The organism is Pseudomonas sp. NFPP04, from assembly GCF_900113815.1.
Classification (GTDB): Bacteria; Pseudomonadota; Gammaproteobacteria; order Pseudomonadales; family Pseudomonadaceae; genus Aquipseudomonas; species Aquipseudomonas extremorientalis.
On sequence record NZ_FOQS01000021.1, the window covers coordinates 20,980 to 34,284 of the forward strand.

12 protein-coding genes and 4 pseudogenes are annotated in these 13,305 nt (G+C 54.8%); 12 read left to right on the forward strand and 4 right to left on the reverse strand.

The window, feature by feature from the left end:
* Positions 1-16: 16 nt before the first annotated feature.
* Positions 17-544 carry a flavin reductase gene (locus BM017_RS28395; RefSeq protein WP_092250797.1) on the reverse strand — a complete coding sequence of 176 codons (528 nt, stop codon included), beginning with the start codon at positions 542-544 and terminating at the stop codon, positions 17-19.
* A 259-nt stretch (positions 545-803) separates the two neighbouring features.
* Between BM017_RS28395 and BM017_RS28400 the strand changes: the two genes are divergently transcribed.
* The 7 genes and pseudogenes from BM017_RS28400 (at position 804) to BM017_RS28435 (ending at position 8,698) form a co-directional block, all read left to right on the forward strand.
* Positions 804-1,994 (forward strand): acyl-CoA dehydrogenase family protein, encoded by a 1,191-nt coding sequence (locus BM017_RS28400; protein WP_092250800.1) that lies wholly within the window; start codon positions 804-806, stop codon positions 1,992-1,994.
* A gap of 324 nt (positions 1,995-2,318) precedes the next feature.
* Positions 2,319-3,944: a methyl-accepting chemotaxis protein gene (locus BM017_RS28405; RefSeq protein ID WP_092250803.1), complete on the forward strand. Its 1,626-nt coding sequence runs from the start codon at positions 2,319-2,321 to the stop codon at positions 3,942-3,944.
* A gap of 279 nt (positions 3,945-4,223) precedes the next feature.
* A pseudogene (locus BM017_RS29485) lies at positions 4,224-4,479 on the forward strand (hypothetical protein); the annotation flags it as partial.
* 73 nt (positions 4,480-4,552) lie between these two features.
* Positions 4,553-5,773, forward strand: a complete 1,221-nt coding sequence (locus BM017_RS28415; protein ID WP_092250806.1) for a multidrug effflux MFS transporter — start codon at positions 4,553-4,555, stop codon at positions 5,771-5,773.
* Between the two features lie 17 nt (positions 5,774-5,790).
* On the forward strand, positions 5,791-6,396 hold the full coding sequence (locus BM017_RS28420) for a TetR/AcrR family transcriptional regulator (protein WP_092250809.1): 606 nt from the start codon (positions 5,791-5,793) through the stop codon (positions 6,394-6,396).
* A 108-nt stretch (positions 6,397-6,504) separates the two neighbouring features.
* Positions 6,505-7,140: a glutathione transferase GstA gene (gstA, locus tag BM017_RS28425; RefSeq protein ID WP_092250812.1), complete on the forward strand. Its 636-nt coding sequence runs from the start codon at positions 6,505-6,507 to the stop codon at positions 7,138-7,140.
* 361 nt (positions 7,141-7,501) lie between these two features.
* Entirely contained in the window at positions 7,502-8,698 is a 1,197-nt protein-coding gene (locus BM017_RS28435; RefSeq protein WP_092250815.1) for a multidrug effflux MFS transporter, read from the forward strand.
* A gap of 201 nt (positions 8,699-8,899) precedes the next feature.
* Here BM017_RS28435 and BM017_RS29015 read toward each other — a convergent pair.
* Together BM017_RS29015 and BM017_RS28440 are read right to left on the reverse strand one after the other, a co-directional pair.
* A pseudogene (locus BM017_RS29015) lies at positions 8,900-9,037 on the reverse strand (chemotaxis protein); the annotation flags it as partial.
* Positions 9,038-9,063: 26 nt separating this feature from the next.
* Positions 9,064-9,387: an IS66-like element accessory protein TnpA gene (locus tag BM017_RS28440; protein WP_092250818.1), complete on the reverse strand. Its 324-nt coding sequence runs from the start codon at positions 9,385-9,387 to the stop codon at positions 9,064-9,066.
* Between the two features lie 525 nt (positions 9,388-9,912).
* On the opposite strand from BM017_RS28440, the gene BM017_RS28450 reads away from it, so the two are divergent.
* From BM017_RS28450 to BM017_RS28465, 5 genes and pseudogenes are all read left to right on the forward strand, one after another.
* The gene (locus BM017_RS28450) at positions 9,913-10,203 is read left to right on the forward strand and encodes a type II toxin-antitoxin system ParD family antitoxin (RefSeq protein ID WP_092250833.1); all 291 of its coding nucleotides are present in this window, start codon (positions 9,913-9,915) and stop codon (positions 10,201-10,203) included.
* A 2-nt stretch (positions 10,204-10,205) separates the two neighbouring features.
* A complete protein-coding gene (locus BM017_RS28455; RefSeq protein ID WP_092250824.1) occupies positions 10,206-10,562 on the forward strand; it encodes a type II toxin-antitoxin system RelE/ParE family toxin in 357 nt (118 codons plus the stop codon).
* Positions 10,563-11,300: 738 nt separating this feature from the next.
* Positions 11,301-11,492, forward strand: a pseudogene (locus BM017_RS28460) (transposase); the annotation flags it as partial.
* A 20-nt stretch (positions 11,493-11,512) separates the two neighbouring features.
* A pseudogene (locus tag BM017_RS29790) lies at positions 11,513-11,599 on the forward strand (type 1 glutamine amidotransferase domain-containing protein); the annotation flags it as partial.
* A 202-nt stretch (positions 11,600-11,801) separates the two neighbouring features.
* Positions 11,802-12,704, forward strand: coding sequence for an FRG domain-containing protein (locus BM017_RS28465; protein WP_092250827.1), 903 nt, complete (start codon positions 11,802-11,804; stop codon positions 12,702-12,704).
* Positions 12,705-13,019: 315 nt separating this feature from the next.
* On the opposite strand, the gene BM017_RS28470 is transcribed toward BM017_RS28465, so the two are convergent.
* Positions 13,020-13,305 (reverse strand): transposase domain-containing protein (locus BM017_RS28470; RefSeq protein WP_139216887.1); only part of this gene is annotated, 286 nt, incomplete at its 5' end.

Here is a 13,305-nt window from a genome sequence, read left to right on the forward strand (position 1 = left end):
GGGGAACTGCAATTATTCAGGACGCAGGAGTCTGCACGTTGGCGGCTGCAGCCCGCCCCAGACGGTGAAAGTTTCTCCCAAAGTAAATCAGACTCTCGCCCTCTTCACGGACCTGAATTTGGTTAATTTCGACAAATAATACCGAGTGCGATCCGACTTCCTTGATGTCTACTATGTTTCCTTCGAGGCTTGCTAGGGCGTCGTTCAACACCGGCAGGCCCGAGGAGCCTGTCCGCCAATCCTGGCCGGTAAAACGTTCAGCAGGCGGCAGGTCAGTCATACCAGCAAACTGTCGCGCAACACCCTCCAGATCACCGGTCAGTATATTTACGCACAACGCCCTGTTGCCCAGCAACGCCTCATGAATTGAACTGTTACGGTTGATGCAAACCAATAATGTTGGGGGCGTATCAGTGACCGAGCAGACCGCACTCGCAGTTAATCCGAAGCGACCATGGGGTCCATCGGTAGTAATGATATTCACCGCCGCAGACAACAATGACAGCGCTTGCCGAAAATGTTGTTTTGATTGATCGCTAACCATAACCTTCACCTTGTAATTATTGACTGGGTGAATCCATGTTGAGACGGATTGTTCATCCGGTCAAATTCGCTTTACTCATACGCACTATTGACAGTAGGAATAGCCATCGCCCTTAAACGCCCTCCCCTTTAGAGGCGCATGGCACGACAGTTAATTCCCACAGATTATTTAGCTTATTCATATTCCGAATTTGATTTTTTCTTATCAGCCCACGCATTCTAAGCGTGTATGCAATCACCCTAGCAAGAGAACAATAAACATGAACAGCAAAAACAATTTCGATGATCGTGACACACTTGAAGGCGCTCCAATCAGCATCAAGGCGATTTCCCTGGATGATGTGATTGCGGAGATTGCCGAGCGTCGCAGCGAGTTTAACCAACGTTCCCATGTCCCTTTAGACATGATCGAAAAAATGAAAGCAGTGGGTATCTTCCGCGCCAGTACTCCCAAATGTTTCGGTGGCGATGCGCTGCCTCCAGCCGAGTTCCTGCGCATCGTAGAGCGGGTTTCCGAAGCCGACGGTTCGGTCGGTTGGGTGACCGCGTTCGGCTCAGCCAACATCTACCTGGCGGCACTCCCCCCGGCAACCCAAGCGTTGATTTATACCAACGGGCCAGACCAGGTCTATGCTGGCGGCCTTTACCCCCTACAACCTGCCAAAGAGACTGAAAATGGCTGGGAAGTCAGCGGGCACTGGCGGTTTGCTAGTGGGTGCAAAGGTGCCAACTGGATTGGTGTAGGCATCGGTGGCACATCGGCCAACGGTGGAGGACCGACGGCAGGCAAACCGCTGACCGCTGTGTTCCCGGCAAGCGAAGTGCAGATCGTCGACACCTGGAATGTTGTCGGGATGCAAGGGACGGGGAGCCATGACCTCAAATTGCACCAAAAGAACGTCCAACGCGAGTGGACTTTCGTGCGGGGCAGTGCCCCCACAATTGACGAGCCCCTCTATCATTACCCGTCCGTTTCCTACCAGGCGCAAGTTCATGCCGCCGTTAACCTTGGGCTGGGACGCGCAGCACTGGACTTGGTGATCGCAATGTCGGGCAGCACCAAGACTGTCACCGGTGCCCCGCGTTTGGGTGATCGCGCTTATTACCGCAGCGAACTGGGTAAGGCAGAGGCGATGCTGCGAAGCGCCCAAGCGTTTTTCTACGAATCCGCCGAAGCTGTATGGGCCTCGCTCATCGCCGGTAATCCGGTGACCCTGCAGCAGACTAACTTATTACGCCTCAGCGCCACCCATGCCGCTCATACCGGAGCGGACGTAGTCATGAAGGCTTATCGACTGGCTGGGACTGCAGCCATCTTCAATGACAACCGTCTGCAATGGATCGTACGCGACTCCATGGTAGTGACACAGCATGCTTTCCTCGGTGAAGCGACGTACGACGGCGCTGGCGCGGTGTTCGCCGACATCGAACCGACCATCCCCTATCCTTGAGCACCATTATGCACAGCATCTTCTGCCACGCTGCCGCAGCCTCTAGAACTGATTCTGCAAGAGAAATATGCAACCTTGGTAGCGAGTCTCTACCAACTGAACGAAAGTCGCGTCCAGGTCGTTTGGGTTGAAGATTGTCGCCATCGAGCTGCATCGGCCCAACATCAGTCGATGTCTGCAAGTTGGTGAGTGGGCAATATCAGTTTTAATATGCGGCACACAGCTGTATTCGCTCAAGTGTGCCATCAAGCGACCGATAAAAACTTATGCGCTGGACCATCCGCCGCTGCTTGCGGGGAGCACATTCCACGCTCTAGGAAAACCATGACAATAAGAACAATGAACATTGCTCCGCGCGCATTTCTGGGGTTCTCCCTGATAGGCGCGCTCATGCTGATTCTCGGCCTCTTCGCCTTGTCTCAGATGAGCAAGATCCGAGCAGCTGGCGACGACATCGCGATAAATGGCGTCCCTAGCTTTCAGACCCTGAATGCTCTCACTGTGACGGGCGTCCGCATGCGGGTTTTGTTGTATCGGCTGTTGACTGATCGCGAACCGAATACTCAGAACAGGACTATCGAATTACTTGCGGAACAAAACCAACAACTTAACAAGTCGCAGGCAGCATACGCCAAACTGATTTCATCCCCTGTAGAGCAATCCGACTACAACGACTATATGCGGCTGATGGATGAATATCGGAAGATTGAAACGCGCCTTGTTACCCTCAGTCGGGCTGGCGATCTGCAGGAGCTAACGCGCGTGCTGAACGCCGAGTCTGCGGCTAACGCTGAGCAGATAAACGTAGCGTTGGGTAAGCTTACTGACTTTAATAACGGCCAGCTGGCTATCATCAATCAATCCGCTGCTGACCAGTACAGCTCTGCGTTCAACTGGGTTGTTGGCCTCCTCATTATTGCCTCGCTGCTGACCATGCTGTTTGCCTGGCTGCTGACCAAGAGCATCACCCAACCGATAGCGTTGGCACTTGAAGCGGCTGAAACCATCGCCGAAGGTAATCTGACCCGATCGATAAAGGTTGATGGCACTGACGAAGCGGGCCGGTTGCTGCTCGCCATGCAAAAAATGCAGGAGAAACTGCGCGATACCTTGATGCGTATTTCCGGATCCGCAACACAACTGGCTTCCGCTGCCGAGGAGCTGAACGCCGTTACCGATGAAAGCGCCCGTGGCCTTGCGCAGCAGGACAACGAAATAGAACAAGCCGCGACTGCAGTCAACGAAATGACCAGCGCTGTCGAAGAAGTGGCGCGTAACGCAGTGAGCACTTCAGAGGCGTCAAAAAACGCGACGGCGTCAGCAGGCGATGGCCGGGACCTGGTTCACGAAACCGTCAACGCTATCGAACGCATGAGCGGGGATGTGCAAAGCACCGCCGATCTGATTGGTAATCTTGCGGAAGAGTCCCGCGACATCGGTAAGGTTCTGGACGTGATTCGTGGCTTGGCGGATCAGACCAACCTGCTGGCGCTGAACGCAGCTATCGAAGCGGCCCGGGCCGGTGAAGCCGGTCGCGGCTTTGCGGTTGTCGCCGATGAAGTGCGCGCTTTGGCCCATCGCACCCAACAGTCCACCAGCGAAATTGAACGCATGGTTGGCAGCATTCAAGGCGGCACCCAAAAAGCGGTCAGTTCAATGCGTAACAGCACTGACCGTGCTGAATCTACCCTGAACATCGCGAAAGGCGCAGGCTTGGCGCTGGAAACCATCAACACTGCAGTAGTCGAGATCAACGAACGTAACCTGGTCATCGCCGCCGCTGCGGAAGAACAGGCTGCAGTCGCCCGTGAAGTGGACCGCAACTTGGTTAACATCCGGGACCTGTCGACGCAATCTTCCAACGGCGCCGCCCAGACCAGCGCCGCCAGCGGCGAGTTGACCCGCCTGGCGGTTGACCTGAACAGCATGGTGTCGAGGTTTCGCTTGTAAGAGGTATCGGAGGCCATCTGTTGGAGCGAGGCTCGCCCGCGCGTGCGATGAAGAGGTCTGCCTGATATACCAAGGCGCCTAGTTCGCAGGCAAGTCTGGGTCTCACAGAGTTCAATTTGAACCCTGATCCCGCCCACAAAGTTACAGCCATTGGCACTAAGTGTCCCATTGGCCTGTGGGCCAACCGTGGCGCTGGATAACGGCGCCATATGGTCCTCTGTGTTGCCTCCAAATAGCCCCGACTACAACGAGATGGCCACCCTCTCCGCTCCCATCGCTGATGCGCAAGGTGACAGCGTTTGTCGATACATCCAGCGCGCCAGGCTCGAACGCAGCGTGATCGATTTGGCCAACCCGTTTCTGCGCACCGAGTCGCTTACCTCGATCGCTTAAAAATGATGTTTCACAGATTCCGCTCATTTCAGCCGCTTCTGGAAAAAAACACTTTGCACTGAAGCCTAAAACACTTTCGTGCGCATGCCTTGCGCGGAGCGCTGGCAGGTGCTGCCTGGCCACTAAAAAAATAACGGCTTGACCTTGCCTCTCGGTTCTCGTTAACTTCACACCACTTTCCTACCTTCCGGTAGGAAGCCTATCCTGAGTTTGTTATGAAAAAGAGTCATTTCGGCAATCCTCCACTGAAGTTTGCCATTGCCTTGGGCGCCATCGCCGCATTGGGGCCCTCAGCCGTCGATATGTATTTGCCAAGCCTACCCGAAATGGCGGTTGATTATTCGACCAGTGTTGCCAGCATTCAGCTGACGCTCACGGTCTTTTTGTTGGCAATGGGGCTTGGGCAATTGCTGTTCGGGCCGGTAGTCGACGCGTTGGGCCGTCGACGTCCACTGATAGCAGGCTTGTTGCTGTTCAGTTTGAGTGCGCTGGCTGCAGGAGCGGCACCAACCCTTGAGTGGCTACTCCTGGCACGATTTGCCCAAGGGATAGGCAGTGCTTTGACGTTGGTAGTCATCATGAGCATGGTGCGTGACGTCACTCAGGGCGTTCAGGCAGCAAAACTTTTTGGCCTGCTGCTGACCATTCAAGGTGTTGCTCCCATCATCGCCCCGGGGTTGGGTGGTTACATTGAGGCGCATTTCGGATGGCGGGCCGTCATGCTGGTACTGGCTGTTCTCGGTGCGCTGGTGGCGGTGAATTCGATGGCTGTTTTGCCTGAAACACTACCAATGCAAAAGCGCGAGCCATTGAATATGAGACTTGCGATACGCACGTATGCGCGCATCGCAAAAGACGGTCGTTTTCTAAGGCCAGCCTTAGCGCTGTCAGCCGTGTTCTTCTTTCTCTTTGCCTATGTGGGCGGCGCTACATTTGTTTATCAGAAGGAATACGGCCTGCCTGCTGCCCAGTTCGGTACGCTGTTTGGCGCAACCGGCATCGCGATTCTCATAGGGGCCGTTGTGGCTACCAGACTGGTGGGCAAGTACGGTTTGGCCCGCATGGCAACGGCTGGAGCTTTTTGCATCTTTGCAGGTTCTGTCATGGCCTACGGCGCAGCAGTATCTGGTTCTAGTTTGTACTGGCTGGCTGCCGGTGTAGCGATAGCACTGCTTGGATTGGGGATTGCAGAAACCTCACTGATGACGCTGGTGATGTCTTCGCAAACCACTGCCCTGGGTTCAACGGCTGCATTGCTCGGCGCGTTTCAGCTTGGCATCTCGGCCTTCGCCACACCGTTGACCGGTTGGGCGAGCAGCCATGGCGCCATCGCCTGGTGCGCATTCCTGATAATCTGCGCTGTTATGGTGGGTGCCCTGACCTGGGTCAGTGTGCGAGAAGGCAGGGCCGAGCACATCACCGCGTTAAGTCACTGAATTAAAAGGTCACCCCGATGAAAGTGCTGAGCCCTTCGGCAAGCAGAATCTGTGATATCGCTCTGGTGCATTTCGCTGAGCGGGGATACGACGCCTCGTCGCTCAATGAAATCGCTGTCGTGGCAGGTATGCGCAAGCCCTCGTTATACGCGCACTTTAAGAGCAAGGATGATCTGTTCAACGCCGTGCTGAATCTGGCGCTGGCGACGGAGAGGCACTATATCGAAGAGATGTTTGCAAGCGTCCCGGCGAATGATGACGAGCCCGGCAAGCTGTACACGGAAAATCTTTCAAACCGCTACGAGTCTTCCGCTGCTCTGCGTTTCCTGCTGCGCACGGCATTCTTTCCGCCTTCGGAGTTGATGGCATCGGTTACAAGTGGCTTTGAAGCCTATCTGGACCGTCTTCGTGAACGCTTTGGCGCAAGCCTTGAGAACAGGTATCCAGCACTGTCGGCGATCGAGATTTCGATGTTTCAGGATGCTTATATAGCTGTGATCGACAGCCTTCATGTCGAGTTGATTTACTGTAGTGAAGGCACCTACTGTCGGCGTCTTACCGCTTTGTGGCGCATTCTTGGTGATTCGCTGTCTCTGGCTGTGGGGAAGGTGGCACATGAGTAACTCATCCATGCAAACGATGCAAAACGTAGCGAGCGAGTCGCTTACAAAGCGAACTAACTTAGGATTCAAATTTTAAAGCACGACAATTAATTCCATGGAGATCACAGAATGAAGCTCTACTACAAGCCTGGCGCCTGCTCCCTTTCGCCGCACATCGTTGCAAACGAACTTGGCCTCAATGTCGAATTCATCAAGGTCGACCTCAAAGATCATGTAACAGAACAGGGGAAGAACTTTTACAAGGTCAACCCGCACGGCTACATTCCTGCGCTTGAGCTTGATAATGGTGAAATGCTCTTGGAGGGAGTTGTAATCATTCAATATCTTGCGGACCAGCACCCCGAAATAGGCCTTGCTCCAGCCAACGGAACGTTTGAAAGATACAAGCTTCAGGAAATGCTCGCCTTCCTCTCAACGGAAATCCATAAGGGCTTTATTCCGCTCTTTTATGCTGCTCCGGCAGGAGATTACATTGAGATCGCAAGACCGAAGCTGGAGAAACGCTACGCTTGGATTAACCAGCATCTCTCAGACAAACAGTTTCTTATGGGTGAAAAATTCACGGTCGCTGATACCTACCTGTTTGCGGTGACTGGATGGGCTAAGGCGTCCTGGCTTAAGTCCTACGAGGATACGCCACTTCATCTTGACAGTCTTCATCACCTGCAAGCTTGGTACGAGCGTGTGAAGAGCCGTGAAGCCGTGCAACAGTCCATACTCGAGGAAGGTCTCGACTTGAATTAGCGTCTTGATGCCCGTTGCCAACGGGTAGCCCACTGCAGACAATCGCCGCCAGCAAACACCGAGCTTGTCCAGGTTGGCTACAGGCGTCCAGTGGATTGACGTTTCATAGCAGCGTATGCGTCCGGCCAAGTCATCTACCAGTGCTGGGAGTGTGCCCAATCCAGCTCCATTTCGCTGGATTGGGCACACTCCTGAATGACCTGGGCTTTGAAGGAGTTGGAGTAGGAATAGCGTGTTGGCTGCATGAAATACCCGCTTAAAAGGCTAGAACTGGTATCCACTTAAACTTAAGTGCATACCATGTCTGGGCTTTGCGGGGTTGGGTACCCCCCCTCTGCTCTGAATATCGTCTGGATGTCTGATGAACCTGCGCACGATCCTTATTCTCGGTGCCTTGAGCGCCTTCGGACCCTTGGCCGTCGACTTTTATCTGCCTGGCTTCCCGGCCATTGCCCTGGCGTTTGGCACTGACGAGAAGCATGTCCAGTTGACCCTGGCGTCATATTTTCTGGGCTTGTCCATCGGTCAACTGGCTTACGGGCCGGTGGCGGATCGCTTCGGCCGACGTATCCCGCTGCTGTTCGGGGCTTCGCTGTTCACCCTGGCATCGCTGGCGTGTGCCTTCGCGCCGAATCTGGAATGGCTGATCGGCGCGCGCTTCGTTCAGGCGCTGGGCGGCTGTGCGGGGATGGTGATTGCCCGAGCCATTGTCAGCGACAGGTGCGATGCCGTTCAGTCGGCCAAAGTATTCTCGCAATTAATGCTGGTGATGGGCTTGGCGCCGATTCTGGCACCCATGCTCGGCGGCTTGCTGGTCAACCTCTATGGGTGGCAGTCGATCTTCATCAGCCTGACTGCGTTCAGTGCGCTGGCTTCAATAGCCGTGGCGCTGGGCCTGCCGGAAAGCATGCCCGCCACTCATCCCCGCCAGCCTTTATCAGGCGCACTGACGCAGTACCGCCGCTTGTTGGGCGATCGTATTTTTCTGGGCCACACGCTCACTGGCGGGATCGCCATGGCTGGGATGTTTTCTTACATCGCCGGTTCGCCGTTCGTGTTCATCAATCTGTACGGAGTGCCGCCTGAGCACTATGGCTGGCTGTTCGGTACCAATGCGGCGGGTTTCATTCTGGTCTCGCAGCTCAATGCCCGGTTGGTGGGCAAAAAGGGACCTGCGTTCCTGCTGTCGCGGGTTATCTGGATGTACCTCGCTGCTGCACTGGCATTGTTGGCGATTGCCGGTCTGCGCACCGAACAGCTCTGGCCCCTGCTGGTGCCCTTGTTCATCTGCATTGCCTGCCTGGGCTCCATCACCCCCAATGCCTCAGCCTGCGCCATGAACGGACAATGGGCGCGTGCGGGCAGCGCGTCGGCATTGCTCGGTTGCCTGCAGTTTAGCGTGGCGGCAGCATCGGCCGCGCTGGTGGGTGTGCTTCACGATGGTACGGCGTTGCCAATGGCGCTGGTTATCAGCTCATGCGGTGCGTTGGCCGTGATGCTTGCAATGCTGACCCGCCGTTTGCAGCACAAACGTGATGTAGCGCTCCCGAGCTCATAGGAGATTACTCGATGCTTCACCGCCGAGTAACAAAACCTGCACCTACCCCGATGGTCAACCTTCCCTTCAGGGCAAGTTCACCCTAATGTCGAGAGCGACCAATATCCAATCTCATTTCATCGCCACTGTTTCGCATCGAAGAGTTTCCTGACCGTAGATGCATACGTTTGCGATGAGCAAGGCAATCTAGTGTCATCTCTGCATGTTGTCTCGCACGTGGCTGAGGATCTGGCTGACCCGGTCCTGGAATTGCAGGTTGACCAACACTTCGGTCATCTCGTCGCGAATTCCGTAGCTTTCCTGATTGAGCAGGTCGGCGGATTCGGCCATGGGCTCGGTGGCAAGCCAGATGTCGTCGATACGGATCAATGAGCAAGCTCACGGATAAAACGAGCGCATCCTTCAGGGTTTGAAGAGAACCAGTGCACGGTCAATTTTTGCTGCCCGAAAGGGATCTCGATACTGACGGGCATTTGCTGATCGAGCTGGATCGCGGGCGCTAGTTTCATCGGGACGAAAGCGGGCAATGCCGACGCCTGATGATCACGATATGCGGGTATCCGCTTTCGAACTAAATTGGCGTTGATGCCGTGCCGCAGGGCTACGCTGGCCATAGACACGCCAGGTCGCAGACATTCTTGGACGACTTGGGCTTTAAAGGGTTTAGGATAGGAAGTTCTTTGGCGCATGGTAATCCTGACAATAAGGGTGATGGTGTCCACGTATTTAGGTGGAGAACATCGCCCTTATCGCTGGGATCGGATAGGTGACTTCGCTGAACGCTTACACAGCCAGGCGACTTCACAAGCCGTCATCATCAACAGAGCTTCGTCGCCGCGACAACGCATGAATCGCCTCTGATTTTCTATACTTTTTCTAAGGTCTGCTTCTGGTCGCTGTCACCCACACCAAGCCAGTTCGTGCACTTACATCGCGCGTGCCTTGGGACGTCCGCCCTCCCACCGCTGCACTGCAAATGATCGGGGAGCCTGCCCGTCCCATCAAACAAGGCTTGGTCAAACTGAAGGCCCAATTCCACACTAATCAAGATGTCTACTACGCCCCCCTGCGTCAGCCTTTTTTTGACGTTGTGCGCATGGAGCAAAGAACGACCCCGTACGACGCAGTTCGTCATATCCAAACCTCAAACCATGTGCTCGCAAGCAAAATGGCATAATATGCCAATGACTGTTTACCGAAAGCTGGAGCTCATTATGGCAACGAGAAACGTTGTACTCACCCCTCACCAGGAACAGGTTATCCAGGACCTAGTGCAGTCTGGCCGGTATCAGAATGCCAGCGAAGTGATGCGAGAAGGTTTGCGGCTATTGGAACAACGCGTCGCCGAAGACACCGCCAAAATTGAGGCACTGCGTCAGGCGACCTCGATCGGCATCATGGATCTTGAGCACGGGCGCTTTACTCAGGTGAACGAAAGGGATCTGGAGCCCTACCTCGAGGGCTTGAGCCTGGAGGCCACCCTCCCCGCGAGAGAGAAACACTGAGCATGCCGCAGTATCGGATTTCCAACCCGGCGCGCGCCGACATTGTCGACATCCTTAGGCTCTCCCAGACGCAGTTCGGCGATCAAGCACGCCAGCGCTACCAGGCGCTGATCCTCGCGGCGCTGCAAGCGCTTGCCGACACTCCTTATCGCATTGGCAGCCACGACCGCGATGAGCTTGCACCGGGCCTTCGCAGCTATCACCTCATCTATTCACGCCAACAGGCCAAACAAACCCATGGAACGGTCAAAAGCCCACGCCATATCGTGTTCTATCGTGTGGCAAACGACGACGTGATCGAGGTCGTCAGACTCCTTCATGACGCCATGGAAGTGCAGTTGCACTTGCCGAACGACTGATCAGCGACCTGACCCAACGGCTTAACAGGCCAGGAATAGCGAAGGTAAGACGCCGCCTCCACATTGCAATCCGAGCGTCCTCGCTGCCGGCCGACTCGGCCGTCAATTGAAGTGGTGGGTTCTGGGTCTGACCGGACTATCCGCTTGGATATCGACTCATTACCCATACCCTCTTCCGAACAACCAAGGATTTGCCAGATACGGGTTGCTCATCCAGTATACGGAGGCGCACTGAATACCAGCCACTGCCACACTGGAGCCCGTCGGAGATCGCCAATCGCGATCACTCGCACACTCGGCACGAATGGGGGCAAAAGTGGGGGCACATTTAGATTTTTTCCGCCTGAAAATATCGTGCTAGAGCCTAGTCAAAATGTTTTTTGGCGACCCTGACAGTCTTTAGGGGCTTCGCGGATGCTTGTTAGCTGATCATTTCTGCGTTTTTCTAGCCTCGAATAGCCATTTACTTCCAGCTAATTGCTAAATTTGGGGCATATTTGAGGGCATGCTTTGGATGGTTTGAAAAGGATGCCCCAACCGAAAATGCTCAGCGCTTTCGGTAATCTGCCGACCACGCTGTTCATCTTGGGTGACAAAACTGTCTTCGCGGTGATTTTTCGCTTTCCAGAGTGCTCCCGAGAGTAAGACCGCCGCTTAAGCTCACCACCTTTGAAAACCAGGCTGCCCCAGCAGACTGGCGCGGAGGATTATCGGCGCTGACCACCGGCCAGAGATTACCGAGTCATGAAACGCAAGCCGAAGCCAGGCCTACCGCGGGTATTCGACAAGCCCAAGTACCGGGAGCGGGATGTCATCGAGCGTCTATTTGGCTGGCTGAAAGAGCACCGCCGGCTGGCCACGCGTTACTGCAAGCTCACAACAAGTTATGAGGCCATGATCACATTGGCCTGCCGCCGGCGGTGCTTATGACATCTCTTTTCGTACAGTGCCTAATCGAGGATGGCAAGCTGACCACCGGGCAGAATCCGGCGAGCTCTGAAGCTGTGGCGAAAGCACTGGTCGCCCAGCTCAAATAATCTCTGTGTCAGCCTGGATTCGTGAAAAGTTCAGGCGCGGCAAAGCCCCCCATGATTGCGATCACGCAAAGCACGCTGCTTTCATAACAGGCTTCGTGCTCCCCTCCCCCTAGCCCCACATTGGCATAGGTCAAGCGCGCTGCAGAGCTGCTCGTGTAGCATAGGGTGGCACATCCAAAAATCGAAATTCCAAGAGGCTAATGTGAAAATCTATACAGCCAGGACGCTCGTAGAATTCGTAGGCATCATTGATAGCTTGAAACCTGAAGAACCCAATTCACTGTGGTTCCGCGGCCAATCGAGTGCCAGCCACCGGCTCATACCTGGGGCACTGCGAAATATCCATCAGTCTCACGACCACCTTGGCCAAGAGATTGACGACACGGCAGTAAGACTCAGCAGTGGAGGAGTCTTCTCTGGCCCGAACTCCGAAAAAATGCTGCAGGACTTCAAACAGCTAGGCAGACCATTTCTGGAGCAGCAACCCACGAACGAGTTCGAGTGGATGTTCATCGCTCAGCATCACGGCTTGCCGACGAGACTGCTCGACTGGTCTACCAATGCCCTAGTGGCATTGTATTTTGCAGCCCAGGGCGCTCAAGTGCGCGAAGGCGATGGAAAGGCTGAGTGCGAGCGATTTGAGGACGATAACTTCAGTGAGGAAGGCTTCGCGGTATTTGCCATTGAACCGACGAAGATCAATGAACAAACGATTCTGCAGTCCAAGACGATTGATATCGCTTCACACGCAGAAAGCTGGGACAAATACATCGATCCCTTCGCAAAAGATATAACCACGCTACCGGTGTGTATCACCGCCCCCCACATGACAACGCGAATCCGGGCCCAGAGCGGTACATTCACACTTCATGGTGCGCAGATCGCACCACTTGACTACTACAACGCTTTACAAGACCTCATCTCAAAGATTTTCATCCCGTACACGTCTACCACAGCGATCCTGGCCAGCTTGGGAAAATTAGGCATCAACGAAAGCTTCATCTATCCCAGTCTTGATTCGATCGCCAAAGACGTCGCAAAGGCGGCCAATCAGACATACGCCAGTACACGAAGCAGAAAGTCTGTTAAACGATCCGCCCGTTGATCCTGAGTCTGCGTTAGGTGCTGCTGGTAGAACCTAGCGCAATACCTGCCTACCAATTTTGACGATTGGCGGCGTTCCATGGCAGCCAGCCTGCCACGGTACCCGCCAGTCTGGGCCAGCAGCACTGTTCATCGCGGAGTACCTGCACCATGCTCGATCCTTCAACCCCTGCTGACTCGCTGAGAAACCTCACGGTTTCCTTTCTTGATGGCGGCAACAGTTGCAATCTCCTGCAACGAGAGATACTCCTGATCTAGGCACGGTGAGCACAGTAAGCGATCCATAAACCCACCTATCCCAAGGTGAGTCAACGGTTTACCGTGGCATCTCCGGTGAGCAGTTCCACGGCAGCAAGGCTTCGTAGTCTTCGACCGTCGAGGCATATGGCAACCGCTCCAGTACGTGGCGCAGCCACGTATAGGGCTCCTGGCCGTTGACCTTGGCGGTCTCGACCAAGCTGTAAATCTTTGCGCTGGCGGCGGCGCCGTTGACGGTATCACTGAACAACCAAGCTTTGCGTCCGATCACAAACGGCTTGATCGCTCTTTCAGCGGCGTTGTTGTCGATGGGTAAATAACCCGCTTCGACATAGCGCTCCAGT

What these genes read in the sequence shown, in the direction of transcription:
- BM017_RS28405 (WP_092250803.1), top strand. Translation starts at nt 2,319, where the DNA reads ATGACAATAAGAACAATGAACATTGCTCCGCGCGCATTTCTGGGGTTC.
- BM017_RS28395 (WP_092250797.1), bottom strand. Translation starts at nt 544, where the DNA reads ATGGTTAGCGATCAATCAAAACAACATTTTCGGCAAGCGCTGTCATTG.
- BM017_RS28450 (WP_092250833.1), top strand. Translation starts at nt 9,913, where the DNA reads ATGGCAACGAGAAACGTTGTACTCACCCCTCACCAGGAACAGGTTATC.
- BM017_RS28440 (WP_092250818.1), bottom strand. Translation starts at nt 9,387, where the DNA reads ATGCGCCAAAGAACTTCCTATCCTAAACCCTTTAAAGCCCAAGTCGTC.
- BM017_RS28455 (WP_092250824.1), top strand. Translation starts at nt 10,206, where the DNA reads ATGCCGCAGTATCGGATTTCCAACCCGGCGCGCGCCGACATTGTCGAC.
- BM017_RS28420 (WP_092250809.1), top strand. Translation starts at nt 5,791, where the DNA reads ATGAAAGTGCTGAGCCCTTCGGCAAGCAGAATCTGTGATATCGCTCTG.
- gstA (WP_092250812.1), top strand. Translation starts at nt 6,505, where the DNA reads ATGAAGCTCTACTACAAGCCTGGCGCCTGCTCCCTTTCGCCGCACATC.
- BM017_RS28400 (WP_092250800.1), top strand. Translation starts at nt 804, where the DNA reads ATGAACAGCAAAAACAATTTCGATGATCGTGACACACTTGAAGGCGCT.
- BM017_RS28435 (WP_092250815.1), top strand. Translation starts at nt 7,502, where the DNA reads ATGAACCTGCGCACGATCCTTATTCTCGGTGCCTTGAGCGCCTTCGGA.
- BM017_RS28415 (WP_092250806.1), top strand. Translation starts at nt 4,553, where the DNA reads ATGAAAAAGAGTCATTTCGGCAATCCTCCACTGAAGTTTGCCATTGCC.